This window comes from Chromobacterium haemolyticum DSM 19808 (assembly GCF_000711885.1).
In the GTDB taxonomy this organism is placed as follows: domain Bacteria; phylum Pseudomonadota; class Gammaproteobacteria; order Burkholderiales; family Chromobacteriaceae; genus Chromobacterium; species Chromobacterium haemolyticum.
In genome coordinates, this window is record NZ_JONK01000026.1 from 1 (window position 1) to 23,850 (window position 23,850).

Annotated in this window: 23 protein-coding genes, 1 rRNA gene and 1 riboswitch; of the genes, 8 read left to right on the top strand and 16 right to left on the bottom strand. The window is 61.4% G+C overall.

Annotation, left to right across the window (positions count from 1 at the left end):
• The 14 genes from BR71_RS14485 to flgB form a co-directional block, all read right to left on the bottom strand.
• Positions 1-130 (bottom strand): 16S ribosomal RNA (locus tag BR71_RS14485); the annotation flags it as partial.
• 285 nt (positions 131-415) lie between these two features.
• A complete protein-coding gene (locus tag BR71_RS14490) occupies positions 416-1,321 on the bottom strand; it encodes an ion channel (RefSeq protein ID WP_043638877.1) in 906 nt (301 codons plus the stop codon).
• Between the two features lie 158 nt (positions 1,322-1,479).
• Positions 1,480-2,517 carry a hypothetical protein gene (locus BR71_RS14495; RefSeq protein ID WP_043638881.1) on the bottom strand — a complete coding sequence of 346 codons (1,038 nt, stop codon included), beginning with the start codon at positions 2,515-2,517 and terminating at the stop codon, positions 1,480-1,482.
• Positions 2,518-2,528: 11 nt separating this feature from the next.
• Positions 2,529-3,437 carry a flagellar hook-associated protein FlgL gene (gene flgL, locus BR71_RS14500; RefSeq protein WP_043638884.1) on the bottom strand — a complete coding sequence of 303 codons (909 nt, stop codon included), beginning with the start codon at positions 3,435-3,437 and terminating at the stop codon, positions 2,529-2,531.
• A 10-nt stretch (positions 3,438-3,447) separates the two neighbouring features.
• Positions 3,448-4,815 (bottom strand): flagellar hook-associated protein FlgK, encoded by a 1,368-nt coding sequence (gene flgK, locus BR71_RS14505; protein ID WP_043638888.1) that lies wholly within the window; start codon positions 4,813-4,815, stop codon positions 3,448-3,450.
• A gap of 8 nt (positions 4,816-4,823) precedes the next feature.
• Positions 4,824-5,270 (bottom strand): hypothetical protein, encoded by a 447-nt coding sequence (locus tag BR71_RS14510; RefSeq protein ID WP_043594405.1) that lies wholly within the window; start codon positions 5,268-5,270, stop codon positions 4,824-4,826.
• Complete coding sequence (locus BR71_RS14515; RefSeq protein ID WP_208854882.1) at positions 5,270-6,370, bottom strand: flagellar basal body P-ring protein FlgI; 1,101 nt, start codon at positions 6,368-6,370, stop codon at positions 5,270-5,272. Before BR71_RS14515 ends, BR71_RS14510 begins: the two co-directional genes overlap by 1 nt.
• Before the next feature lie 119 nt (positions 6,371-6,489).
• Entirely contained in the window at positions 6,490-7,140 is a 651-nt protein-coding gene (flgH, locus tag BR71_RS14520) for a flagellar basal body L-ring protein FlgH (protein WP_043638891.1), read from the bottom strand.
• Positions 7,137-7,925 (bottom strand): flagellar basal-body rod protein FlgG, encoded by a 789-nt coding sequence (gene flgG, locus BR71_RS14525; RefSeq protein ID WP_081862679.1) that lies wholly within the window; start codon positions 7,923-7,925, stop codon positions 7,137-7,139. Before flgG ends, flgH begins: the two co-directional genes overlap by 4 nt.
• 64 nt (positions 7,926-7,989) lie before the next feature.
• On the bottom strand, positions 7,990-8,721 hold the full coding sequence (locus tag BR71_RS14530) for a flagellar basal body rod protein FlgF (protein WP_043638898.1): 732 nt from the start codon (positions 8,719-8,721) through the stop codon (positions 7,990-7,992).
• Between the two features lie 16 nt (positions 8,722-8,737).
• The gene (locus BR71_RS14535; protein WP_043638901.1) at positions 8,738-9,916 is read right to left on the bottom strand and encodes a flagellar hook protein FlgE; all 1,179 of its coding nucleotides are present in this window, start codon (positions 9,914-9,916) and stop codon (positions 8,738-8,740) included.
• A gap of 37 nt (positions 9,917-9,953) precedes the next feature.
• A complete protein-coding gene (locus BR71_RS14540; RefSeq protein WP_043638905.1) occupies positions 9,954-10,640 on the bottom strand; it encodes a flagellar hook capping FlgD N-terminal domain-containing protein in 687 nt (228 codons plus the stop codon).
• Complete coding sequence (gene flgC, locus BR71_RS14545; protein ID WP_019102950.1) at positions 10,637-11,062, bottom strand: flagellar basal body rod protein FlgC; 426 nt, start codon at positions 11,060-11,062, stop codon at positions 10,637-10,639. The genes BR71_RS14540 and flgC overlap by 4 nt, the downstream gene beginning before the upstream one ends.
• Positions 11,063-11,065: 3 nt before the next feature.
• Entirely contained in the window at positions 11,066-11,425 is a 360-nt protein-coding gene (flgB, locus tag BR71_RS14550; RefSeq protein ID WP_039755772.1) for a flagellar basal body rod protein FlgB, read from the bottom strand.
• A 135-nt stretch (positions 11,426-11,560) separates the two neighbouring features.
• Here flgB and flgA point away from each other — a divergent pair, with 135 nt between their 5' ends.
• Positions 11,561-12,277: a flagellar basal body P-ring formation chaperone FlgA gene (flgA, locus tag BR71_RS14555; RefSeq protein WP_052370597.1), complete on the top strand. Its 717-nt coding sequence runs from the start codon at positions 11,561-11,563 to the stop codon at positions 12,275-12,277.
• A 61-nt stretch (positions 12,278-12,338) separates the two neighbouring features.
• Here flgA and BR71_RS14560 read toward each other — a convergent pair whose 3' ends face one another.
• Positions 12,339-13,043, bottom strand: a complete 705-nt coding sequence (locus tag BR71_RS14560) for a glutathione S-transferase N-terminal domain-containing protein (RefSeq protein ID WP_043638908.1) — start codon at positions 13,041-13,043, stop codon at positions 12,339-12,341.
• A gap of 270 nt (positions 13,044-13,313) precedes the next feature.
• On the opposite strand from BR71_RS14560, the gene BR71_RS14565 reads away from it, so the two are divergent.
• Together BR71_RS14565 and BR71_RS14570 are read left to right on the top strand one after the other, a co-directional pair.
• Entirely contained in the window at positions 13,314-14,642 is a 1,329-nt protein-coding gene (locus BR71_RS14565) for a methyl-accepting chemotaxis protein (RefSeq protein ID WP_043639012.1), read from the top strand.
• A gap of 84 nt (positions 14,643-14,726) precedes the next feature.
• Positions 14,727-15,926 carry an NnrS family protein gene (locus BR71_RS14570; protein WP_052370599.1) on the top strand — a complete coding sequence of 400 codons (1,200 nt, stop codon included), beginning with the start codon at positions 14,727-14,729 and terminating at the stop codon, positions 15,924-15,926.
• Positions 15,927-15,935: 9 nt separating this feature from the next.
• Here the strand turns inward: BR71_RS14570 and BR71_RS14575 are convergent, their stop codons facing one another.
• Positions 15,936-17,141, bottom strand: a complete 1,206-nt coding sequence (locus BR71_RS14575) for an EAL domain-containing response regulator (RefSeq protein WP_081862680.1) — start codon at positions 17,139-17,141, stop codon at positions 15,936-15,938.
• A 339-nt stretch (positions 17,142-17,480) separates the two neighbouring features.
• On the opposite strand from BR71_RS14575, the gene BR71_RS14580 reads away from it, so the two are divergent.
• The 5 genes from BR71_RS14580 to BR71_RS14600 all read left to right on the top strand — a co-directional run bounded on the left by BR71_RS14580 (position 17,481) and on the right by BR71_RS14600 (position 23,708).
• Positions 17,481-19,067 carry a methyl-accepting chemotaxis protein gene (locus tag BR71_RS14580; RefSeq protein WP_043638917.1) on the top strand — a complete coding sequence of 529 codons (1,587 nt, stop codon included), beginning with the start codon at positions 17,481-17,483 and terminating at the stop codon, positions 19,065-19,067.
• 545 nt (positions 19,068-19,612) lie between these two features.
• Positions 19,613-19,786, top strand: a riboswitch (M-box (ykoK) riboswitch).
• A gap of 82 nt (positions 19,787-19,868) precedes the next feature.
• A complete protein-coding gene (locus BR71_RS14585; RefSeq protein WP_043638919.1) occupies positions 19,869-20,891 on the top strand; it encodes a magnesium transporter in 1,023 nt (340 codons plus the stop codon).
• 267 nt (positions 20,892-21,158) lie between these two features.
• Complete coding sequence (locus tag BR71_RS23020; protein ID WP_052370602.1) at positions 21,159-22,019, top strand: hypothetical protein; 861 nt, start codon at positions 21,159-21,161, stop codon at positions 22,017-22,019.
• 651 nt (positions 22,020-22,670) lie between these two features.
• The gene (locus tag BR71_RS14595) at positions 22,671-22,928 is read left to right on the top strand and encodes an RNA-dependent RNA polymerase family protein (RefSeq protein ID WP_162179220.1); all 258 of its coding nucleotides are present in this window, start codon (positions 22,671-22,673) and stop codon (positions 22,926-22,928) included.
• A gap of 60 nt (positions 22,929-22,988) precedes the next feature.
• Positions 22,989-23,708 carry a helix-turn-helix domain-containing protein gene (locus BR71_RS14600; protein ID WP_043638926.1) on the top strand — a complete coding sequence of 240 codons (720 nt, stop codon included), beginning with the start codon at positions 22,989-22,991 and terminating at the stop codon, positions 23,706-23,708.
• Positions 23,709-23,850: the final 142 nt, after the last annotated feature.

The following is a 23,850-nucleotide window of genomic DNA, read 5'->3' on the forward strand; positions in this document are numbered from 1 at the left end:
GGTACATTCCGATGCATTACTCACCCGTTCGCCACTCGTCAGCGGTGCAAGCACCCTGTTACCGTTCGACTTGCATGTGTAAAGCATGCCGCCAGCGTTCAATCTGAGCCAGGATCAAACTCTTCAGTTCAATTCCAAGCAAATTTTCTGGCACGCAAGATCAAAGAAACATCGAGACATTTCTCGTCTTGCAGTGCAAGTGTTTGGTCATCGACCGAGCACTTACACCTATCGGTTATTCGTTCTGTTAAAGATCGGTGCGGACCGCTGCGTTTCGTTTCCGTCGCTGCGTTGTCTGCTGAGGAGGCGAACTATACGTCACGCCCCTAAACCCGTCAACACCTTTCTACACAAAAAACCACCGCTTTCAGCTAAGTCATTGAATCTCAATAACACCGCCAACAACTGCAAGCGCTCAGCCTGAGCCAAACCGGTCGGAACCCGGCGGCAGCGGCCTCACTTCCTGCAGCTTCTGGTAGTCAACATGATCGTTTTCTTCCGCGTCGGTATAGATCAGATCGGCGAAAGCATGGTTCCAGCGGATGTCCTGATGCGAAAAGGTATGGCGCGCCACCATCGGTTGGACGGTAGTTTCGTCGATCCCGTTGATGGACAGAATCAGCTGCGCGCGAACAGCCGCCAACGATTCGGCGTCGTGCCCATATAAGGGACTCCCCTCCTCCAGCTTGTGCACCAACGTCCAGCCGAGCACGAACATAGGATGCTCGTCTCGCACCAGCTCCAAGTCATGAAGCTTGCGGAAGCTCACGCCTTCTGCGCTGACTTCATGCTGCAACAAGCGCAAGCGGGCGCTGGCGTCGATGATCACATTATTTCTGGCATTGGCCGCGCGCAGCATCAGCGCGGGTTTGCCGTCCAACAAGCGCACAACTGGACTATGGGTAAAAACGATACGCGCCCTGGGCCGCGAAAAGCGGGCGAAGGTGACGCCGGTGATCAGCGCGATGCTCATCATGCCAATGAAGATTTCCAGCATCGAAACCCAGTGGGCGTACAGGCTTTGCGGATGCATATCGCCATAGCCCACAGTGGCCAGCGTTTCGACACTAAAGAAGAAGGCGCCAAGGAAACCCGGCGGATATTGATTAGCGATGCCGCCCGCCTTCGCCTGGTAGAGGCCGGCGAACAATAGATTCAGCGCGATGAAAGCAGCGGCGATGAAAAGATAGAAGCGCGGCCAGCTGATGGTCATGCAGAAATGGTAGAGGTCTTGCAGGGAGTGGCGGGGCACGCTGTGAAGATAGACGCTGCGGCCCCCTACCTCTACGCGCCGAGCCGGCTTGTTACCGCGGGAAGTCATGAATGGCCAACCCGTTCTTGAGGTGGGAATGGCTGATTGTGTGAAGATCGCGAACCGGAGTCAATGCCCCCGGCAATCGCCGGCGCCCTTGGAACGCGCGCTGTCCGCCGGGCATCGCCTCTATATATTGCCAAGCGCGGCGGACATGAAACGCTCCCCTAGCTCAGCGACAACAGGGACACCACCCGGTAGCGGCTGACGCCGATCAGGGCCGGCACCAACTCATAGAAGTTGCGATATCCATCCGGCTGATTCAGACGGGCGTTGAAGTCGGAAACGAACTGGCTAGCCCAGCTCTGTTCATTCATATGCGACAACTGCTCGATGGAGTGTTGCGCCTCTGCGATCGCGCCATTGATGGCCGCGCGGGTTTGCTGTAGTTGGCCGATGGAGCGCACCACGCTTTGCAAAGCCTGACGCACTTGGGCGTGATCGTTTACCTTCCAGCGCTCCGGCTGAAAAGCCTCGGCCTCGGGCTGTAGTTTAAGCCGCTGCGGAATGCCGCCGGGGAAACGAATGCCCCCGCCGCGCACGGTCATGCGCTCGCTGAGCGCCTCCCATTGCGATTCCGGCACACTGAACGCCAGTTGCCCATCTTCATTCAGCTCAGCGCGCACGCCGCTGGCGGCGAGACCGCGATTGAAGCGACGCAGAATATCTTCTTCGCCGGACGCTCCGCCCACTTGCACCGACGCCGGTGCTACACCGGACTCTCCGGTGGAGAAGACCAGGGTTTCCGCTTGCCCGCCGGACAAGGCCGCTAGTTCCAAGCCTTTGACGGTGAAGCTCTGGCGCGCGTCGGCGGCCAGATGGAAGCGCAACTGTCCGTCCAGGCTGCCGCCGCTAACGGTCTGGCGCTTGCGCCACTGTTCGTTGAGTTGCTCCAACTGGCGCTGCAAATCGCCTTGATTCAGCTGGCGCTGAGTCAGTTCGCGGCTGAGCCCGGACTTAACGCCTTCCAGCTGATCGATCAGACCATCGACAAAGGACAATGCCTGCTGCGCCGAGGTCAGCTGCTCGTTGAGCTGAGCGCTATAGCGCCAACCCGAGGCCGGTGCGCCGCGCACTTGCGCGGCCGGTTGCGCCTGCGACGCGGGCGCGCGTTCAATCACGCTGGCGGCGGCAACCGCGCCGGCGTCCTTGCCCCAGCGTTTGCCGCTTTGTTTGACGTTGACGGAGGAAATCGGAGTGTTCATGCCGCTCTCGATCAAATCACGTCAAACAAAGACAACTGGCTGACGCGGCCATAGGCTTTTTGGCTGGCTTGCAGCGCCATGGTGTAGCCGTTCATTTGAATGAAAGCGTCGGCGTAATCCAGGCTGCCCAACTTGGTCATGGTCTGTTTATTGGACAGGCTGACGTTATCGTGATTGAGCGCCAGCGTTTTCATGATGTTCTGCGTGCCGCCCAGTTGGGCGATCTTGCTGGAGATGCCTTCCAGCGCCTTGTCGCTGGCGTTCATCGCGCTGCGGATGTAAGCGGCGACGGTTGGATCCTTATTGTCCAGCGCGGGGTCTTCCAGCCGGCTTATGGTTTTGTCCAGCTGATTGAGGATGTCCGCCATGTTTTCCAGGGTGACGTTAGAGGCTTGGGTAATGCCGTCGCCCACCACCACTTGCTGCTTATCCGTGTTGCCGGTAAAGCTGTAGCGGCTGCCCGCCGGCTTAGTCTCGTCGTAAGCGAGGGCCGCCACAGCCGGCTTGGAGCCGGAGAACATGTAGCGGCCTTCGGCATCCTTGGTATTAGCCGAGTAGAACAGGCTTTCGCGCAGGCTGCGCAGCGGCGTCGCCATCGCCTTGAGATCGTCCTCCGGCGGGTTGTTGGCGGCCGCGGTCAGCAGGTCCTTGGCGTCGCGGATGTCCAGGCTAATGCTATCCAGGATGGATTCGTTCTTGGACAGCGCGGAGCTGAGCGCGCCGATGTTTTGCTGATACTGGTCCAGCGCGGCTTCTTCACGCTGCAAGCGCAACAGGCGCACGCTGGCGATGGGGTCGTCCGACGGGGCCAGCAGCCGATCGCCGCTGGACATGCGCTGCAGCAACTCGGCCAGCGCGGAGTTGCTGGTCTGCATCGCCAATTGCATGGTGGACAGGTATTGATTGCTGGAAACGCGCATGCTGTCTTCCTTACAAGATGGACAAGGTGCTTTCGAACAGCTGGTTCGCCACGCTGATCACCTTCATATTGGCCTGGTACATTTTCTGGAACTCCAGCAGGTTCATCGCCTCTTCATCGCGATTGACGCCGCTGGTATTGTGCCAACTCTTTTCCGCTTCGGCGCGGATCACCTTGGCGCTTTCCAGACCGGATTTGTTCTGTTTGCTGCTAACCGCCAACTTGCCCACCATTTGCGAGTAAGCGTCGCCAATGGTGACGGCGCCGACGCCGGGCATGGTGATCTTTTGCTGTTGCAGTCCGATCACCGCCAGCAGGTTGCTATTGTCGCCGGGCTTGGCCGGATCGCCGGAGAAGCCCAATTCGACGGAGGTGATGCCGCTGGTTTTCAAAATGCCGTTGACGCCGGAAGCGTCGTAGACGAATAGCGGCTTACCCGGTTGGCCGTTGCTGTCGTAGCCCAGCGCCAACTGGTCGTTGATGCGCTGAGCCACTTCGCTGGCCAGGGTTTTCACCTGGGCGCGCATCGGGCGCACCGTCTGCAGCTCGTATTGATTCAGCCCGCCCAGCTGGCCGCCGAGGCCGTCGCCGGCCAGGGTGTATTTGTCCTTGGCGAAGTTCAGCGTCAGCACTTGGCTGCCGTCCGGCTGGCTGGTATTGCTCAACGTGGCCGCCTGGGTGTCCGCCACCAGCGGCAGGCCGCTCTTCAGGCTGACGTTTTTGCTGCCGTCCGGCTGCGACACCACCCGCACTTCCACCAGAGTCGACAGCGCATCGATCTGACGGTCGCGCTCATCCTCCAAGCCGGAGGTATTGGTACCGACGGCCTTGCCGGCCGCGATCTTGGCGTTGAGATCGGCGATATTGGACGTTGAACTGTTGATCTGCGTGACCGTGGCGGAGCGTTGCTCAGCGATGGCGGCCAGTTGCGAGCCGAACACTTTATCCAGATTGTTGAAACGCTGAGCCAAGGCTTCGGCGCTTCGGATCACCGGGTCGCGCATCGCGTCGCCTGACAGGCTGGCGGCGCTGAGCGCCTGAAAAAACTGATCAAAGCCGGCGGACAGGCTGCTGCCGTCGCGGCCCATCACCTGCTCCAACTGGCCGAAGTAAGGATTCTGCGCCACCAGCTCGCCCTGATTGGAAGCCGCCTGCCAAAGTTGCAGGTTCTTGAAATCGTCGTTGAAGCGGCGCACCGCGTTGACCACCACGCCGGAGCCGGCGCTGTATGGGTCGCCGCTGCCGGGCATCAGCGCGGTCAAGACCACGCCCTGACGCGAGTAGCCCGGGGTCATCTGGTTGGCGATGTTCTGGCTGACGGCGTTCAGCGCGGCCTGGGAGGCGACGGCGCCGGTCAGCGCGTTGTCTATCATGCGCATGGCGGTTCTTACCTTTTATTCAGCGGCAGCAGGGGCGGAGCGAAAGCGGCCAGGCCCTGCGCGTCCGGCAGCGGGCCGGGGATCTGTTTATCGCTTGCGACCGGCGCGCCGCCGTTCTTAAGGTGAATATTGCCGCCCTGCTCCGGCAGCAGTTGCCGCAGGATGGCGTTGGCCACGCCGAACACTCGCTGTTTAGCCAACTGGTCCGCCACCGCGCCGTCGGCGAAATCCATCATGTCGCCGTTGATGGAGTTGGCGAAGATGCTGTCTTCGCCGGCGATCTCGCGCGTGGTTTTGCGGATCTGCTTGAACATCTCGCGGACAAACTGGGCCTCGAATTGCTCCGCTGCGGCGCCGGCCTTGCGACGATATTCCGGCGAGGCCGGCTGCACCGCCGGCTCGTCCTTGGCGTCGGCCGGCATCGCCAGCGCGGCTTGTATTTTGTTGCTTTCCATCAGATCACCACCAGTTCGCCGTCGATTGCGCCGGCCTGATCCAGCGCTTGCAGTATCGCCATGATGTCGTCCGGCGTGGCGCCGGTGCTGTTCACGGTGTCGATGATGGCACGCAGGCTGGCGCCGGCCGGCCACTGGAACATGCGGCCGGAGCCTTGATCCACGTTGACGGTGGAGTTGGGCACGGTCGTGGTCTGGCCGTTGCTGAACGGTCCGGGCTGGCTGACGCTGGGGCTTTCCGAGATCACCACGCGCAGGCTGCCGTGGGACACCGCCGCCGGACGCACGGTGACGCCCTGGCTGATCACCACGGTGCCGGTACGCGAGTTGAACACCACTCGCGGCACTTCGCTGCCCACGCCGACGTTCACTCGTTCCAGCCGCGCGACGAAGGCGACGCGCTCGGTGGGATCCAGCGGCGCGCGCACCTGGATGGTGGTGGCGTTGCGCGTGCTGGCCACCCGGCCGAAGCTGGCGTTGATGGCCTTGACGATATTGGTGGCGGTTTCGAAATTAGGCCGGCGCAGGCTGAGACGCACGCTGTCGCCTTCTTCGAAATCGCTGGGAATTTCGCGTTCGATCGACGCGCCGTTGGGGACGCGGCCGGAGGTGGGCGTGTTGACGGTGACGCTGGAACCGCTCTTGCCCTGGGCGGACACGCCGCCCACCACCACATTGCCCTGGGCCAAGGCGTAGATTTCACCGTTGGCCGCCTTCAGTTGGGTCAGCAGCAAGGTGCCGCCGCGCAGGCTCTTGGCGTCGCCTAGCGAGGATACGGTGACGTCTATGGTCTGGCCGCGCCCATAGCCCGGCGGCAGGCTGGCGCTAACCATCACCGCCGCCACGTTCTTGACCTTGGTATCGGTGCGTTCCGGCATTTTCAGGCCGAACTGCTTGAGCATATTGGCCACGGATTGGCCGGAGAATTTGACCTGGGAGTTGTCGCCGGTGCCGTCCAGACCCACCACGATGCCGTAGCCGATCAACTGGTTTTCGCGGATGCCCTCCACCGTCACCAGATTGCGCAAGGGCTGCGCCGTCGCCAGCGTCGCCGTCAGCAGCAGCGTCCATCCCATTATTTGCTTGATAAAACCGTGCATGATCCGCCCTGAATGATTCTGTGATTGCGCATGCTCGCCCCAAGGGCCGCACACGCGAACGGCGGACGCCTGTCAGCGCCCGCCTGTTGTCCCGCCCGGGCTGCTCGCCGCCCCGCCACTCAGAACGGCATCAGCGGGCTGGCGAAGAACTTCATCAACCAGCCGGGCTCGTTGGCGTCCGACAAGGCTCCGCGCCCGGAATAGCCGATGCGGGCGTTGGCGATGCGCAGCGAGGACACGCGGTTGTCGGTGTCTATGTCTTCCACCCGCACATAGCCGGCCAGACGCAGGAATTCCTCGCCCTGGTTCAGCACCAGCTGCTTTTCGCCCTTCACTTCCAGCAGACCGTTGCCCAGCACCTTGTGCACGACTACGGTCAGCGCGCCGGACAACATGTTCTGCTGAGTAGAGGTGGAGGAGCCGTTGAAGTCGCGGCCGGCGTCCACGCCTACTTGCGCGCGGAAGGTGGTATTGCCCAGCAGCGACGGTGCGATGTTGGCACCGGATTTCTTGCCGAAGCTGGTGCCGGCCTTCTTGCTGGCCTGAGTGGTTTCTTCCAGCACCACGGTCAGCACGTCGCCGGGACGGAAAGCCCGGCTGTCCGAAGTCAGCGATTGCGCGCCCGCCACGGTAAACACGCCGCCGCCCTTGCCGCGCTGCGGCTGCTGCAGCAATTCCGGCAAGGCGAATTCCTGCGTGGTCCGCGGCGGGATCGGCTGCGCGCAGCCGGCCAGCAGCAGCGCGAACAAGCTCAGGGCCAGCAGCTTCATCGGGCCGACTGCGCCAGGTACTGCATCATATTGTCGGCGGCGCTCAGCACCTTGGTGTTCATCTCGTAAGTGCGCTGCGCGGCGATCATGTCCACCATTTCCTCCACCACCTGGACGTTGGAACCCTCCAGCGAACCCTGCTTGAGCTTGCCCAAGGAGCCGGAGCCCGGCGCGTCGGTGGTGGCTTCGCCACTGGCGGCGGTTTTCTGGAACAGGTTATCGCCCAGCGCCAACAGGCCGGCCGGATTGACGAAGCTGGCCAGTTCGATCTGACCAGCGGTTTCCAGCGTGCTGCCGCTACCGCGGGTGTAGCTGACGGCGCCGGTTTCGCTGATGGTCACCGAGGAGGCGTCGGCCGGGATGGTGATGGACGGCTCCAGCGGCAGGCCCTGCGGGGTGACGATGGCGCCCTGGTCGTTGCGCTGCAGCTGGCCGGCGCGGGTGTAGCCGGTTTCGCCGTTGCTCATTTTCACTTGCAAAAAGCCCTGACCGACGATGGCCAGATCCAAGGACTGATTGGTTGTGGTCAGCGAGCCCGGGGTAAACACTTTTTGAGTGCCCACCAAGCGGGTGCCGTTACCCAGCTGCACGCCCAGCGGCGCGGTGTTGTCTTGGTCGGTCTTGCCGCCCGGCTGACGGTCCACTTGGTAGAACAGGTCTTCGAACACCATGCGGTCGCGCTTGAAGCCGACGGTGTTGACGTTGGCGAGGTTGTTGGCGATGGCGGTCAGACGCGCGTCCTGCGCCTGAATGCCGGTCTTGCTCACCCACATTGCTGGATTCATGTTTCGATTCCCCGATGGTTTGCCCCGTCGGCCTTGGCCGCGGCGCTGTTATTGGAATGCCGGATCAGGCGCGCACCAGGCGGTTGCCCGCCTCCACCATGTCGCTGGCGGAGTTGAACAAGCGCATCTGCATTTCAAAATTGCGGTTCAGCGTCATGGTGGCCACCATCTCCTCCACCGCGGACACATTGCTGCGCTCCAGATGCTCGCCCTGCACCTTGACGGTGTCGTCGGCGGCCAGCGCGCCACCCTGGCGGCTGACCACCAGGCCGTTGGCGTCCTTGGCGATGTCCTGCGGCAGCGGCTTGACCAGCTTGAGCTTGTCTATGGGCTGCATTTCGCTTTCGCCGGCGGCCAGTACCGAGATCACGCCGTCGCTGCCTATGTGCAACTTGACGTAGTCCGGCGGCAAGGTAATCTGCCCGCCGTCGCCCAGCACCGGATGGCCGTTGACGCTCAACTTGCCGTCCACATCCGCCACCATGGCGCCGGCGCGGGTGTAGGCCTCGTTGCCGTCCGGCCCCTGCACGGCGAAGAAACCGTCGCCCTTCACCGCCACGTCCAGATCGCGCCCCGTCTCCACCACCGCGCCGCTGCGCACATCCACCGCGTTGGCGCCGTTCTGGCTCAGGTGACGGGCGTCGTAGCCGTAGCCGGGCACGGTCTGACTGGTGCTGACGCCGATGTCGGCTCGGAAACCGCCGGTTTCGGCGTTGGCGATATTGTTGGCGTGAATCTGCTGCGCCTTGAGCATGCGGTCGGCGCCGCTCATCGCGGTGTAGATCAGTGCGTCCATTTACTCTTGCTCCGCCTTACACCGCCTGCATCAGCGCCTGAATGGTCTGGTTTTCGGTGGAAATCACCTTGGTGTTGGCCTGGTAATTGCGCTGCGCGGTCATCAGATCCACCAGTTCGGAGGTCATGTCCACATTGGACTGCTCCAGGGTGAAAGCCAGCAAATTGCCGGACAGGCCTGCGCCCGGGCGCGAGTAGACCGCGGTGCCGGAGCCGGCGGTTTCCACCCAGCTGGTCTGCGAGGTGGCTTGCAGCGCGGATTCGTTAGGGAAGTTGGCGATGGCCAAGGTGCCCACCACCTGCTTCTGGCCGTTGCTGTAAGCCGCCACCACGTCGCCGTTGTCGTTCAGGCTGGTGCCAGTCATCGAGCCGGACGCGTAGCCGTTGCTGGCGTTCAGGGTCTGGCTGCTTTCGCCGGCAAACTGGGTGGTGCCGGTGTAATCCAGGTTCACCGCCAGCGGGGAGGCGCCGGGAGGCGTCCCCAGGTCCAGCGCCACCGGCGCGGTGGGGCTGGTCAGCTTGCCGTCGGTGTCGAATGTGAGCGTTGCGGTGGTGGGCTGATCCTTGCCGTCCAGCGTGTAGTGCACGGTGATGGTGTTCGGCCCGGTCTTGCAGAAGTACTGGGTCAGGTTGAGCTTATTGCCCAGGGAATCGTAAACCGTGGACACCGCCGAGCTGTTGAAGGTGTTCTGCGACTTGTCGAACGGCACGGTCTGCACACTCCAACCGGCCGACATATTGCCGACGTATTGCAGCTTGTCGCTGGCCTTGGCCGGGATGTTGCCGTTGGGGATCTTGATGTCCCCAAAGGCGCCCAGCGCATTGCCGTCGGCCTTGCCGTAGCCCTGTACGCGACGGTTGAATCCGTCCACCAGGTAGCCATCCTTGTCCGCGGTGAAGATGCCGACGCGCGAATAAGCCATGCCGCCGTTCAGATCGCGGCTGACGAAGAAGCCGCGGCCGTCGATGGCGGCGTCCAACGGACGGCCGGTGCGCACGGTGTTGCCGTTGCGCGCCATGTTCTGACTGTGGCCGACCACTTCCACCCCCATCGGCTGCGCGCCGGCGTAGGCCGCGGAAAAACTGGTGCGGCTGGACTTGAAGCCGTAGGTGCCGGTGTTGGCGATGTTGTTACTGATATTGCCCAGTTGGTTGTTGACGGCGTTGATGCCGGACAAAGCAATGTCGAAACTCATGGTCGCTCCAAAGTTTTAGGTGTCTTGAATCGGCGCTTCAGGCCTGGGTCTTGCCCAGCAAACGAGTAATGGCGGAAGCGGGGAATTCGCCCAGGCCGGCCAGTGTCAGCGTAGGCTCGCCGCCGTTGATGGGCAGGCGCACGCCGGACACGGTAGCCTGCATTTCAAGCCCGGCCTTGGACTTGGACGCAGTGCGCACTTCCAGTTTGTAATCGCCGTCCACCAGGCCGTGCTTGCTTGGGTCCACGCTGAAATCGAACTCGCCTGCAGGACGCTTGCCCAGCTCGATCACGGTCTCCTTGCCCCCCGCATCGGTCAGCACCAGCGACACCTGCTGCTCTTCGCCGGACAGGGTCACGCGGCCGGACAAGGCGTCCTTGCCGCTCAGGTGCGCCTGATCGGCCTGCACCAGCACCTGGCGTCCCACTTGCGAGCCCAGCGACACGCCCTGCAGCTCGCGCAACATCAGCGCGTTGCCCTGCAGTTGCTTGAGCATGTCGGCGGAGCTCTTCATCTGGCTCATCTGCGCCAGTTGGCTGACGAACTGCGAAGCGTCGGTGGGGTCCAGCGGGTTCTGGTTCTGGATCTGAGCCAGCAGCAGCTTCATGAACATATCGTCCATGCCGGGATTTTGTCCGGCGGCCGGCGCCACGCCCGGAGGATTGGCGCCGTTGGAGGCGGCGGACTGGTTCTGCTGTCCGTTTTGCGCGGCGTTCACGCTCATGCGTTGTCTCCCAGTTTCAGCAGGTCCTGCTGCATGCCCTTGACTCGGGCCAGCACTTCCACATTGGTCTGGAACGCGCGCGAGGCCGACAGCATGTCGGTCATCTCTTCCACCGCGTTCACATTGGAATAGAAAACATTGCCGTCGGCGTCGGCCAGCGGATTGCCCGGTTCGTGCGCCTTGCGCACCGGCTCCTGGTTCTGCACCACGTCCAACACCCCCACGCTGGCGCCTCGCCAGCCGTCGAAGCCGTCGCCGCCGCGGTACTGAGTGGCGAACACCGGCTTGCGGGAACGATAGGCGGCCTGCTCGCTGCCGGCGGCGGTATCTGCGTTGGCCAGGTTGCTGGCCACCGTGTTGAGACGCACCGTCTGCGCCGTCATGGCGGAGCCGGCGATGCGGGAAATATCGCGAAAGGACATGGCTTACTGACCTGCTATCACTTTGGCCAGCCCGCGGAACTTCATGTTCAGGAAGGCGAGGCTGGTCTGGAATTCGGAAACGTTCTGCGCGAACTCGGCCTGCTCCACGCCCAGTTCCACGGTATTGCCGTCGCGCGCGGGATGGTTGGGCAGCCGGTATTGCAATTCACCGGACGGCGAATCCAGCGGAAACGCCGCGTCGTCCGCCGAAGCGGCCAAGGCTGTTTTGAAGTCGATGTCTCGCGCCTGATAGCCGGGCGTGTTCTCGTTGGCGATGTTGGACGCCAGAATGCGGGTGCGCTCCGCCCTCAACTGCAAGGCAGCAGGGTGGACGCTCAATGCCTTATCAAGGTGCAAACCCATTGCCTAGACCCATGCGGTTCTCTACCATGTTTAAACATCGGCTATCTAATTCACATTAAATGGCCGCTCGATTGAAAAGCGATACTAATAACCGCACCCTCTCGCGTATACGGGATAATTACCAAGTCATCTTTAATGGGAATTTTCACACCCCCTCGGCATCAAGCCGCGCCGCTATTGGCTGCGCTGCTCATTCTGACCAGCGTTCCGGCGCTGGCGACCCCCTATCCGGCCGCCGCCGCGGTGGAGCAGACCGCGCGCGCGCTGCTGCTGAAAAAACTGGAAAAAGCCGGCCTGGAAGCGGCCCGCGTCAACGTCAAAGCACTGCCGCCGCGCGGCTTCAACGCCCCGCCCTGCCCCGAACCGGTGCGCGTCGCCGCGCTGGATGAACGCGCGCCCAGCCGCATGCGGCTGCAGGCGCGCTGCGACGCCGCCGGCTGGGACGCGGAATTCATCGTCCGCGCCGAGATCAGCGCCCGCGTGGCGGTGGCGGCGCGCGACATCCCGGCGCGCAGCCTGCTGGACGCCGGCGACATAGAATGGCAGGAGCGCCCGGTGCTGGACCCGGCCGACATGGTGGGCGCCAAGACCAAGCTGGAAGGCTTGAGCAACCGCACCGCGCTGCGCCAGGGCCAGCCGCTGCGGCTCAAGGCGCTGGAAGCCAGCCTGCTGGTCAAGCGCGGCGAAGAAGTGCGCATCGTGGCGCGCCATAGCGGCATCGAGGTAGTCGCCGCCGGCGAGGCGCTGGGCAACGGCCGCCAGGGCGAAATCATCCGCGTGCGCAACAGCGCCACCGGCAAGGTGATCCGCGCCCGCGCCAGTCAGCCGGGCGAGGTCAACCCGGTGGACTAAACACGAGAAAAGCCCCAAACAGGGGCTTTTTCTTGCGAGGGCGAACGCCCCTGGAAACGGCTTACGATCTTGCAGGAATCGTCAGCCCGCGCTGCACCGCCGGCCGCGCCAGGAAGGCGTCCAATACGCGCGTTACCTGCGGGAAGTCCGCAATCGACACCAGTTCGCCGGCCTCGTAAAAACCAATCAGATTGCGCACCCAGGGGAAGATGGCGATGTCGGCGATGCCGTACTCCTCGCCCATCACCCACTGGCGGCCGCTCAAGCGTTGATCCAGCACCGCCAGCAGGCGGCGTGCCTCGTTCACGTAACGGTCGCGCGGACGTTTGTCTTCGTAATCCTTGCCGGCGAACTTATGAAAGAAGCCCACCTGTCCAAACATCGGACCAATCCCGCCCATCTGGAACATCAGCCACTGTATGGCCTCGTAGCGCGCGGCGGGATCGGATGGCAACAGCCGGCCGCTCTTCTCCGCCAGATACAGCAGGATGGCGCCGGATTCGAACAAGGCTAGCGGCTTTCCGCCCGGGCCGGCCGGATCGAGAATGGCGGGAATCTTGTTATTGGGGTTCAGCGACAGGAATTCCGGCGACAACTGATCGTTGCTGTCGAAGCTGACCAGATGCGCCTCGTAAGGCAGGCCGGTTTCTTCCAGCATGATGGACGCCTTGACTCCGTTGGGCGTGGTCAGCGAATACAGTTGGATACGGTCCGGATATTGCGCCGGCCATTTTCGGGTAATGGGAAAGGCGGATAAATCACTCATACGCGCTCCATGAGTTGGCGGGTGGCTTGCGCGCCCATGATAAGCCCGGTTTTTGCATTTGTCTTAAATCAGCCATTAATCAATGGCGAGACCTTGTTGACGCCACGGCTGGATACACCGTTCATCCGTGTCCATGGCTAACGCCGCCCAGCGATAAAACATTCATGCAAAAATAAATTTCTCTTCCAAATGATATGGAATGTATTAGTTTGAAATGAGCTTGGCGTGCTCCACTGGCACTCCTGGATGGCAATTACTATGGAGGCAGCCATGCCCTTTTTTTCTGGAAAACTCAAGGAGCAGCTCAACGAGCTGACCGGCCAGCTGGACGACCTGCGCGGCATGCTGTCCGCCATCGACCGTTCGATGGCGATGATACAGTTCACTCCCGACGGCATCGTCACCAACGTCAACGAGAACTTCCTGCGCACCATGGCTTACCAGCGCGAGGAAGTCATCGGCAAGCACCATCGGATATTCTGCGACAAGAACTACGTATCCAGTCCCGCTTACGCCGAGTTCTGGCAAAAACTGAAGCGCGGCGAACCGGTCAACGGCCGCTTCAGCCGCTTTGCGAAGAACGGCGAGGAAATCTGGCTGGAAGCCAGCTACACACCGATACTGTCCAGCGACGGCCAGGTCTGCGGCGTGGTCAAGGTGGCGTCCGATATCTCCGAACAAGTGCACAGAGAGCAAAACGATCAGGCCATCCGCCTGGCCATCAGCCGCTCCATGGCTCAGATCGAGTTTGATCTGGACGGCAACATCCAGGACGCCAACGAGAATTTCCTCAACACCTTCGGTTATACGCTGGCTGAAATCCGCGGCAGGCACCACCGCATGCTCTGCGACGCCGACTACGCCGCCAGCCCCGACTACGCGGAGTTCTGGCGCCAGTTGCGCCAGGGCAAGTTTTTCCAGGGCCAGTTCAAGCGCCTGAGCAAAAACGGGCAAACCATCTGGCTGGAGGCGACTTACAACCCGGTATACGACCTTAACGGCAAGCCGGTGCGGGTGGTCAAGTTCGCCCAGGACATCACCCGTCGGGTACAGCAACTGCAGGCCCAGGCGGAAAACGCTCAATCGGCGGTGGAAGTCTCGGTCAACACCGAACAACTATCGGTCAAGGGCAGCGCGGTGCTGGAACAGGCCGCCACCGAAATCACCAAAGTGGCGTCCAGCGTGGAAAGCTCCTCCATCATCATCACCAAGCTGGGCGACAGCTCCGGTCAGATCGGCACCATCATCAGCACCATCAGCGAGATCGCCGACCAAACCAATCTCTTGGCCTTGAACGCGGCGATCGAGGCGGCGCGCGCCGGCGAGATGGGCCGCGGCTTCGCCGTGGTGGCCGATGAGGTGCGCAAGCTGGCCGAGCGCACCAGCCAATCCACCGGCGAGATATCCGGCATCGTGCGCAGCATCCAGGAGGACTCCAAGTCCGCCATTTCCTCCATGCAACAGGTGCGCGGCCTGGCCGACACCAGCCTGCAGTTGTCCGAACAGGCGCGCGATTCCATCGCCGAGATCCGCGCCGGCGCCAAGGAAGTGGTGCAAGTGGTGCGCGATGTATCGGAGCTGCTGCAGCAGCGGGCTTGAGCCGGGAAAGCCTTGATCCAAATCATGTCCGCGCCGGCCCCGGCGCGGCGATACTGAGGCGCCCACGCCTTTCCCGAGTTCGCGATGAAACACCCCCGCCCCGCGGCGATGCTGGTTCAGGCGCCGCATCGCGCCGCCTTCCTCCCCGGCATGCTGTTCGCCATCCTGCTGTTGGCCGCCTGGAGCGCCGAACTGGTCAGCCGCCTGCTCGGCGTCCACGCCGCGCTGGCGGTGCCCTCTTCGCTTGCCCACGGCTTCCTGATGCTGTTCGGTTTCTTCCCGCTGTTCATGACGGGCTTTCTCTTCACCGCCGGCCCGCGCTGGCTGGGCGTGGAACAGCCCGGCCGCATCGTCTTCGTCGGCGTGCCGGCGCTGATGGTCGGCGGGCTGCTGTTGTGGTTGGCCGGACTGTGGCGGGGCATGGCCTGGACGCTGACCGGGCACGCCTTGTACACACTGGGCTTCAGCGGCCTGGCGCTGACTTTCGCTTGCCTGCTGCTGGCCAGCCCGCAGCAGGACCGCCGCCACGCCTGCGCGGTGCTGGCCGCCCTGCTCTGCGGCACCCTGGCGTTGCTGGCCGGCGCTTACTGGCTGATCTTTCAGGATGGTCAGGCCTGGCTGTGGATGTGCAATCTGGCCTTGTGGGGTTTTCTGTTGCCCGTGTTCCTCACCGTCTGCCACCGCATGCTGCCCTTCTTCTCCGCCAACGCGTTGCCGCAGCATCAGCCCTGGCGGCCGGGCTGGCTGCTAGCCGCCATGCTGGCCGGCTCCCTGGGCCATGGCCTGCTGGACGGCTTCGGCCTGCCCAGTTGGCCGCTGGACGCGGCGCTGGCCGTACTGTTCGCCTATGTCAGCTGGCGTTGGCGGCTGGCGGCCGCGCTGCGGGTGCGGCTGCTGGGCATGTTACATCTGGCTTTCGCCTGGCTGCCTATCGCTTTCGGCCTGTACGCGCTCAACGGCTGGCTGGCTTCCCCGCGCCTGGCGCTGGCGGCGTTGCACGCCGTCACCGTCGGCTTCTTTCTGACCATGATGATCGCCTTTGTGTCGCGCGTGACGCTGGGCCACTCCGGCCAGCCTTTGCAAGCCGGCCCCGGCTTGTGGCGGCTCTATCTGGCCGCGCACTGGTTGGCGCTGACCCGGGTAGCCACTGAAATGCTGCCCGGCGTCTGGTCCGGCTGGCTGTACGGCGCGGCGGCCATGGGCTGGCTGTTGACGCTGGCGGCCTGGGGCCGCGCTTTCATGCCCAGCTACTGGCGGCGGCGAGCCGACGGCAAACCGGGTTGATCCTCTGAACTAACCTTGTCCGCGTCGACGCAAATACTCGGGCACTTCGTCTGCCGGCATCGGCCAGCCCAGCAGATAGCCCTGTACGTAATCCACCCCCAAGCGCAGCATCAATCGCAAATCCGTCTCTTCGCCAATGCCTTCCGCCACAACTTGGATATTGCGGTCCTTGGCCAGCCGGATGGTGGATTCAAGGATTTCTCTCGCCACGCTGTCGCCGGCAGCGCCGGCCACCAGCGCGCGGTCTATCTTGATCGTGCTGACCGGCAGCTCGCGCAGATATTCCAAACCGTTGTAACCGCAGCCCACATCGTCCAAGGAAACGCGAAAACCGGCCATGCGCAGCCGTATCACGTTTTCCAGCGCCTGATAGATGTTTTTGAGCCGCTGGGTTTCAGTCAGCTCCAGCGTCAACAAGGCCGGGGCCATGCCCAATTCTTCGGCCGCCTCGGCCAGGCTGGACGGTAGTTCAGGGTTACAGAACTGGCTGGCGGTGAGGTTGATCGAGACCCTCAAACCGGACAAGGCCATTTGCCCGCTCCAACGACGATAATCTTCCGCCGCCAAGCGGAAAATAGCGAAAAACAAGTCCTCGTCCAGGCCATAATGCTCCAGACCGGGCAAAAACGCGGACGGCTCCAGCAAGCCCAACTCGGGATGATGCCAGCGCGCCAGCGCCTCCACCCCCATCACTCTCAACAAACCCGGGTCCGCCTGCGGCTGATACCAGGGCAGGATTTCTCCACGCCGCAGCGCCCGCTCCAGCTCCTGCCGATCAAACCTCGGCGTAACGCCGTCCCATGCAGGCTTCCGCGCCACCGTCTGCCACAGCTTGCATAATTGCTCCATGGACAAAGGGGTGTTCAAGCTGCCTATCACCGGCAGATTGTGAAACGCCGCCACGCGATAAGCGCCCATCAGCATGTCCTTGGACAGCGAGCTGTTGAACACGATGGGCGGCACCGCTTGCAAGTCGGCCAGATGACGCAGCAGCAGGATGCCGTCCATTCCCGGCATGTTGAGGTCGCTGATCATCAAATCATAGCGATGCCGCTTGAGCTGTTCGAGCGCGCCGGCGCCGTCGCACGCCTCATCGATGCGCTCGATTCCCACATGGCGCAAAGCCTGGCTCAGGGCGCAGCGTTGCACGTCGTGATCGTCCACGATCAAGACCCGCATCGGCGCCGGGCAGGGTTTGGAGCTTATAGATTCCATGGCATGTTCTCTGTCCCAGTTGGAGCGCTATTCTCCTCAGCCGGCTCCAGCGAAAGAAATAGGAAGATGCTGAATCTGCCATGAAATTTTCAGACATGGATTTTCACTTTTATCAAAACCGCATCAAACTTTGCCGCATGACGCTGCGCTTTTGTTCTATATCACCATTGGGGGCCACCAAGGCGAAACTTCATCTCAATCAATCAAATAGCGCGGCGAAGAACGGATTTCGCCTGGGTTGACCCGAATTGAATGATCACCACCGGCGCCGCTGGCGGACCGTCACGCCGACCCGCCTCCCGCGCCGTTTTCCGGCTACGTCAAGCAGGAGGTCCGGCAATGAGAAGCAACCTTCCCGTGGATGGCACCGAGGTATTCTTGCTGCCCCACCGTCCCATCGTCACCAAGACCGATCTAAAAGGCCAGATCACTTACGCCAATCGCGCCTTCATCGACATTAGCGGTTTCAGCGAAGAAGAGCTGATTGGGCAGCCGCACAATATCGTGCGCCACCCGGACATGCCTCAAGCCGCTTTCGACGACTTATGGACCACCATCAAGTCCGGCCGCCCATGGAAGGGACTGGTCAAGAATCGCACCAAGCAAGGGCATTTCTACTGGGTGGAAGCCTACGTCACGCCGATCTGCGAAGGCGGCCGGCCAGTGGGTTATATGTCGGTGCGCAGCGCGCCGTCCAAACAACAGACCATCGACGCCGAACAACTTTACGCCCGTGTCCGCGAGCGCCGCCAAGCGTTTCCAGAAACTCGTCACGCCGCCCCGCCGGCAACCGCCTGGCTTTTACTATGCGCGCAATTGCCCTCCGCGGCCCTGATCCTGAGCGGCGCGGCTAGCGACGGCGCCTTGCGCCTGACGCTGCTGGCGCTGGCGGCGGCATGGACCTTGGCCGCCGCCTACTTGGCCGGGCGTTGGCTGGCACGGCCGATAGACGCGGCGCGGCACGCGCTGATGCGGCTGGCCGAAGGCGACTTCAGTACCCAGATACCGGCCTCCGGCCCGCGCGAACCCCGCGCGGTGCTGGATGAAATGGAAACCTTGCGCATCCATTTGCGCGCCATTCTCGCCGATGTCGTCGCCGGCGCCGAGGACGTCAGCGAGGCCGCCACAGCCACCCACGCCGAAGCCGAATCGTTGAACGCCCGCGGTGAAACCACTTTGGAGGGCATCACCCGGGTGGCGGCCGCCTTGCAGCAGCTGTCCGTGTCGGTCAACGAGATTTCGCAGTCCACCCGCACCGGCGCCGAGTTCGCAGACCAAGCAACCGAGCTGGCCAGCCAGGGCGAAGCTCAGATGAGCGACACCCGTCAGGCGGCTCAGGCGGTGGTCAGCGAGGTGTCCTGCACGCGCGACATCATCATCAAGCTGGAGCAATCGGTGGAATCGATCAACACCGTCACCGGCGTGATCAAGGACATCGCCAACCAGACCAATCTATTAGCCTTGAACGCGGCGATAGAAGCGGCGCGCGCCGGCGAGCAAGGCCGCGGTTTCGCCGTGGTGGCCGACGAAGTGCGCAAGCTGGCGGAACGCACCGCCGGCAACACGCTGGAGATCGAACAATCGGTGTCCTTCCTGCGCGAACGCTCGCAGGAGGCGCTGGAAGAAGTGAAGGCCGCGGTGAACAAAGTCCACACCGCCGAGGAAACCATACAAGCGGCCGCCCAAGGGCTGGAGGCAATCCGCAACGCCAATGAGAAGGTGGCGGAGTCGTCCTCCAGCGTGGCCAATATGCTGCAACAACAGTCGTCCGCTTCCACCGAAGTGGCTCAGAACATGGAAACCATGAGCACGCTCACCGAACAAAACAGCCACAGCATTGCCGCTACCCTGCAAGTGGCGCAGAAGCTGCAGACCACCGCCAGCGATTTGCGCCGCCTGGTCAGCCAATTTGAAAAACACATGTAATTGGCATCAGACCTGCGGCCGCATGGCATGTTTGTGGAAAATTTCCATGCAAACCAGTTTTATTACACAAACTGTGAAAAATTACGGAACTACTTGATAACCATTCTTTCATAACCGTTATTCGTCGCGGCGCTATTGCACTGCACCATGACACCCGTCGCGACGAAGACGGCGCAGGCAGGCGGCGCACGCCGCCCGCCCGCGCTCCCTATAAAGCATGTTCAAAGTCTCTTGAGCAGGAACGAGATAAGGCAATGTGGCTGAAGAAGCGGAATGTACATGCGGTACATCAGCATTTCGGTCTCACCGTGCCATGTCTCACGAAGCGCGGCTGGCATTGAACAGGTTCTAAACCGTGGTTCTACAAAACAGGGAGGTGATCATCCAGTAAAACCGCGCCCAACGCGACGCGCCGCCACTAGAGCGGTGTCGAGTCCGGCGCAGGAACCGCCCGGCAGCAAGCCCGGCCTTCCATTCAGAGCCGCATACATGATCCAGCCCAAGCCGCCACACGGCCTGCGGGCAAAAATCAACGGTTCTCAGATGCAGTGTCTCGTTCGGCGAGGCTCCTATGCAAACACAGGTCACTGATCTGACGACGTCGAGAGACGCCCAAGGTTAGGACAGGCTTTATCGGATTAAGGTATAGCCCAAAGTGACTTCCCGCATGCAAGCGGGATACGTTGCATAGTGCCAAAACTTAGACGCGGAGATAGCTTTTCTGCACTCTCTCTTCTGGTTTACGCCCCCATTGTGACAACTGTTTGTGGTTATAAAACAGCTAACGGGGAATACCTCAAAATGTCTTTTGCAAGCATCACCCTGCCTACCGCTCAGGCAAACGAAGTCAATCTGAAAGAAACCGTCGCCTCCTACATGAGCGACTCGCTGATCACCCTCAGCCGCGACATGAAAGTCAGCGAAGCGCGCGAGCACATGCTCAAACAGCTGCGCGACGAAGACATTCCCGCCCAGATTTTCGTCATAGACGGCAGCCGCTTCCTGCATGGTCAGCTCTCGGTCAAGCGCCTGCTGACCGAAACGGACCTGAATCTGTCGGTTTCCGCGCTGATGGGCCCCACCTCCTTTGTCGTCGAGCCTAACCAACAGCGCCGCGACATCGTGCCGGAGCTGATAGACAAGGGCGTGGATCTCGCGCCGGTGGTCAGCGGCGGCAAACTGCTGGGCGCCCTCTACGAAAAGGAAATCGCCGCGCTGATCCGCGACGAAGGCACCGACGACGCTCAACGCCAGGGCGCCAGCCTGCCGCTGGAAACCTCCTACCTGGAAAGCTCCCCATGGAGCTTGTGGAAAAAGCGCCTGCCCTGGCTGTTGCTGCTGTTCTTCGCGGAAGCCTACACCAGCACCATCCTGCAAGTGTTTGAAGAACAGCTGGAAGCCGCCATCGCGCTGGCCTTCTTCATCCCGCTACTGATCGGCACCGGCGGCAACAGCGGTACCCAGATCACCTCCACCCTGGTGCGCGCGATGGCGATGGGCGAAGTCAGCCTGCGCAACATCGGCACGGTATTGCGCAAAGAGGTGACCACGTCCTTCATGATCGCGCTGGCCATCGGCATGGTGGCCTGGATACGGGCCTGGATGCTGGGGGTGGGCAACGAAGTGGCCTTGGTGGTGTGTCTGACGCTAATCGCCATCACCATCTGGAGCGCCATCGTCTCCTCCATCATTCCGATGCTGCTGAAGAAAATGCGCATCGACCCGGCCGTGGTGTCGGCGCCTTTCATCGCCACCTTCATCGACGGCACCGGTCTGGTGATTTACTTCAACATCGCCATGCTGGTGATTTCCGACCTGGCCTAAGCGCCCCCCTTCCGGCGCGCTACCACGCGCCGCCGCAAACCGCGCCCGCCAAGCCCATCCTCTGGATGAGGACTTGCCGGGCGCGCACCGTATGTGCGCGAGACTTTGAACACGCACTTAGGCCAGTTTGTCCGCTTCGTGGTTTTTATCACGCTGCCGCCAAGTTGTTCTTAGCGATTCAGCATGCTAGTGTCCTGATAAATTTAAATAATCAAGGCATACGCCAGCACCTCATTTCATCGCAACGCCACTTAAACGGCCTCTTTCATGACCCATTCAAACCGTAACCGCTTCGCCGCCACGCTGGCGCTGGCTGCCGCGCTGCCGCTGGCGGTCCACGCCGAAACCTTCGACCTGGGCGCCATCCTCAAGGACGGCATCAAGAAGGCGCTGCAGAAAGACCCCGCCGCGGACGGCGCCGCAGTCCCGCTTACCCCCGGCGTCTACGACGGCTCCGACAAACAGTTCGAACGCACGCTGACCATACGCCCCAACGGCAAGTTCGAACTGGAAGTCATGCAAAAAGGCAAACCCGGCCAACTGCGCTCCGGTTCCGGCAGGGGGCAATTGCAGGCCAATGGCGGGCAGTGGCGCTATAGCGAGGGCATCTGCACGATGAGCGTGCAGCCCCAAACAGCCGCAGTGCAAGTGCAGATGGACCGCTGCGCCAGCACCTTTGGCGATGTGCCCTTCGACGGCGTTTATCGCCAGGCCAAAACCGCCGCTGGCGCCCAAGCCGGCGCCGGCAAGAACAAGGCCCTGGCGGCGCAGCTGAGCTGCCACAATCTCAATCTGAGCGACAACGGCGTCGCCAAACTGCTGGCCGCCGCCACCGGCTCAACGCCCAACCAGGTATGGGAACATGAGCTGGCCTTGCCCAGCGGCTATGACTACGGCGATTTGCCGATTCGCTCGGCGCAGTTGTCCGAGGCGGACGGCGGTTTCCTGGCCCTGTTCGTGGACGGCGACGCCGCCGCCATCAAGAGCGCGATCAAGAAAACCCAGCGCAAAAGCAGCAGCGCGGCGATGTTGAGCAAGGTGGGCGAAAGCTATCCCTTCCCGGGAAAACCCAACGGCCTGCCCTATGTGCTGTGCCGGAGCAAGGCGGTTCAACACGGGCTGTATTGACGCTTGCTCCAAACGACAATGGCCCCGGCAAACGCCGGGGCCATTTGTGGGTGACAGCATAAGCTGCGACTCAACACTTATAAAAATCAAAACCTTATGAACACCCTAACCAGCATAAGCTGCGACTAATTGCCGGCAAAAGCTGCGATTTTCACCTGCAATTTACGCATAAGTTGCGATTTTCCCCACAATATAGAGTGACACGCTCCAAAAATTCATAAGTCATTGATTTTACAAGTGTAATTTATGAAAAATATCCCTGTAACCGTCTTGGAGAGAATTCTAGTTACTAGCAATAGAAGGCAGGGCTACCTTTCTCGTACGGCCCAGGCAAGTATGCGCCCAACAAAACCTCACTCCCACTGGTAAGCGAGAATTGTATGTGGTGTCTCTTGATCTCAAATCCTTCTTTGACCAAGTCGATTCCGTAGCGCTAAGGCGCGAGCTCGTGCGGCTTGAAACAGCTCATCGGCTGAAATTTGGCCTGCCCGAACGATTGGCTCCGGACGAGCAGTTCTGGGAGTATGTTGAGCGTATCTTCAGTTGGCACTGGCGCCATGATGAACACGCGCATACGCCACTGATAAAGGAAACCAATCAGAGAATGGCCTGCCACTGGGTTTGCCGCAGGGCCTAGTTGCTTCAGGATTCTTGGCCAACGCCTACCTGATTGGATTGGACCAACGCCTGAACCAGGTTTCGCTCGACGGTGAAATGCTCGATGGAGAAATTAAGCTCGTAGACTATTGTCGCTATGTCGATGATATCCGTTTAGTAGTAGAGGCACCGAGCCGCTACAACGGACAAGCGCCTGATCTCCTCCTGAAGAGTGTTTGCGAATATGTGCAGACGCATCTGCAGGCCCAGTATGTTCGACAGCGTACAGATGTCAAGCCTGAAAAGTTATAACCTCAAATAACATGGCATGACACCATCCGCACATTCAAGAGCCATTTGCCGGAGATGCTGATGATTAGCACGTCAAATCCGCGAGGGAATCTATTGTTGGCCTCCTTGCCCGAAGCGGAGTGGTTACGCTGGGAGCACAAGCTGGAACCCATCGCTATGCCTCTGGGCCTAGTGCTGTACGAATCCGGGAGAACCATGACCCACGTCTACTTCCCCTGCTCCTCCATCGTGTCGCTGCTGTTTGTGACCGAGAGTGGCGCGTCGGCGGAAATTGCCGTTGTCGGCAACGAGGGCATTATCGGCATCTCTCTATTCATGGGCGGAGAATCCACGCCGAGTCGAGCAGTGGTGCAAAGCGCAGGAGAAGGGTACCGGCTCAAAGCACAGGCCATGAAAGAAGAATTCGACCTCGGCGGTCCGGTGTTGCACTTGCTGCTGCGCTACACTCAGGCCCTGATTACCCAAATGACCCAAACAGCAGTTTGCAACCGCCACCACTCGCTTGACCAGCAACTGTGCCGCTGGCTCCTGCTTAGCCTGGACCGCTTGCAAGGCAATGAATTGATTATGACTCAGGAACTGATCGCAAACATGCTGGGAGTCCGTCGCGAGGGGGTTACCGAAGCCGCGCTCAAACTACAACATGCCGGATTGATTCGCTATACCCGTGGCCATATCACGATTCTCGACCGGGCCGGGCTGGAGGGCCGTACCTGCGAATGCTATGCCGTGGTCAAAAATGAGTATGACCGCCTGCTGCCCAATTGCCTCGCCACCTGAACTACGCAGAATGTTCTCTTGAGTACGCTGGCAGACAGTCGGCCAACACTGCGAGCGGTAGCCTCGGTATCTTGATGCGCAGGAAACGTTAGCCATACGCACCATCGGTCAGCACTCGTCGGCAAGAGGGTGTCCATCATGC

Excerpts from the sequence above, each read along its gene's own strand:
- BR71_RS14490 (WP_043638877.1), bottom strand. The coding sequence starts at position 1,321 with ATGACTTCCCGCGGTAACAAGCCGGCTCGGCGCGTAGAGGTAGGGGGC.
- BR71_RS14495 (WP_043638881.1), bottom strand. The coding sequence starts at position 2,517 with ATGAACACTCCGATTTCCTCCGTCAACGTCAAACAAAGCGGCAAACGC.
- flgL (WP_043638884.1), bottom strand. The coding sequence starts at position 3,437 with ATGCGCGTTTCCAGCAATCAATACCTGTCCACCATGCAATTGGCGATG.
- flgK (WP_043638888.1), bottom strand. The coding sequence starts at position 4,815 with ATGCGCATGATAGACAACGCGCTGACCGGCGCCGTCGCCTCCCAGGCC.
- BR71_RS14510 (WP_043594405.1), bottom strand. The coding sequence starts at position 5,270 with ATGGAAAGCAACAAAATACAAGCCGCGCTGGCGATGCCGGCCGACGCC.
- BR71_RS14515 (WP_208854882.1), bottom strand. The coding sequence starts at position 6,370 with ATGCACGGTTTTATCAAGCAAATAATGGGATGGACGCTGCTGCTGACG.
- flgH (WP_043638891.1), bottom strand. The coding sequence starts at position 7,140 with ATGAAGCTGCTGGCCCTGAGCTTGTTCGCGCTGCTGCTGGCCGGCTGC.
- flgG (WP_081862679.1), bottom strand. The coding sequence starts at position 7,925 with ATGAATCCAGCAATGTGGGTGAGCAAGACCGGCATTCAGGCGCAGGAC.
- BR71_RS14530 (WP_043638898.1), bottom strand. The coding sequence starts at position 8,721 with ATGGACGCACTGATCTACACCGCGATGAGCGGCGCCGACCGCATGCTC.
- BR71_RS14535 (WP_043638901.1), bottom strand. The coding sequence starts at position 9,916 with ATGAGTTTCGACATTGCTTTGTCCGGCATCAACGCCGTCAACAACCAA.
- BR71_RS14540 (WP_043638905.1), bottom strand. The coding sequence starts at position 10,640 with ATGAGCGTGAACGCCGCGCAAAACGGACAGCAGAACCAGTCCGCCGCC.
- flgC (WP_019102950.1), bottom strand. The coding sequence starts at position 11,062 with ATGTCCTTTCGCGATATTTCCCGCATCGCCGGCTCCGCCATGACGGCG.
- flgB (WP_039755772.1), bottom strand. The coding sequence starts at position 11,425 with ATGGGTTTGCACCTTGATAAGGCATTGAGCGTCCACCCTGCTGCCTTG.
- flgA (WP_052370597.1), top strand. The coding sequence starts at position 11,561 with ATGGGAATTTTCACACCCCCTCGGCATCAAGCCGCGCCGCTATTGGCT.
- BR71_RS14560 (WP_043638908.1), bottom strand. The coding sequence starts at position 13,043 with ATGAGTGATTTATCCGCCTTTCCCATTACCCGAAAATGGCCGGCGCAA.
- BR71_RS14565 (WP_043639012.1), top strand. The coding sequence starts at position 13,314 with ATGCCCTTTTTTTCTGGAAAACTCAAGGAGCAGCTCAACGAGCTGACC.
- BR71_RS14570 (WP_052370599.1), top strand. The coding sequence starts at position 14,727 with ATGAAACACCCCCGCCCCGCGGCGATGCTGGTTCAGGCGCCGCATCGC.
- BR71_RS14575 (WP_081862680.1), bottom strand. The coding sequence starts at position 17,141 with ATGGAATCTATAAGCTCCAAACCCTGCCCGGCGCCGATGCGGGTCTTG.
- BR71_RS14580 (WP_043638917.1), top strand. The coding sequence starts at position 17,481 with ATGAGAAGCAACCTTCCCGTGGATGGCACCGAGGTATTCTTGCTGCCC.
- BR71_RS14585 (WP_043638919.1), top strand. The coding sequence starts at position 19,869 with ATGTCTTTTGCAAGCATCACCCTGCCTACCGCTCAGGCAAACGAAGTC.
- BR71_RS23020 (WP_052370602.1), top strand. The coding sequence starts at position 21,159 with ATGACCCATTCAAACCGTAACCGCTTCGCCGCCACGCTGGCGCTGGCT.
- BR71_RS14600 (WP_043638926.1), top strand. The coding sequence starts at position 22,989 with ATGATTAGCACGTCAAATCCGCGAGGGAATCTATTGTTGGCCTCCTTG.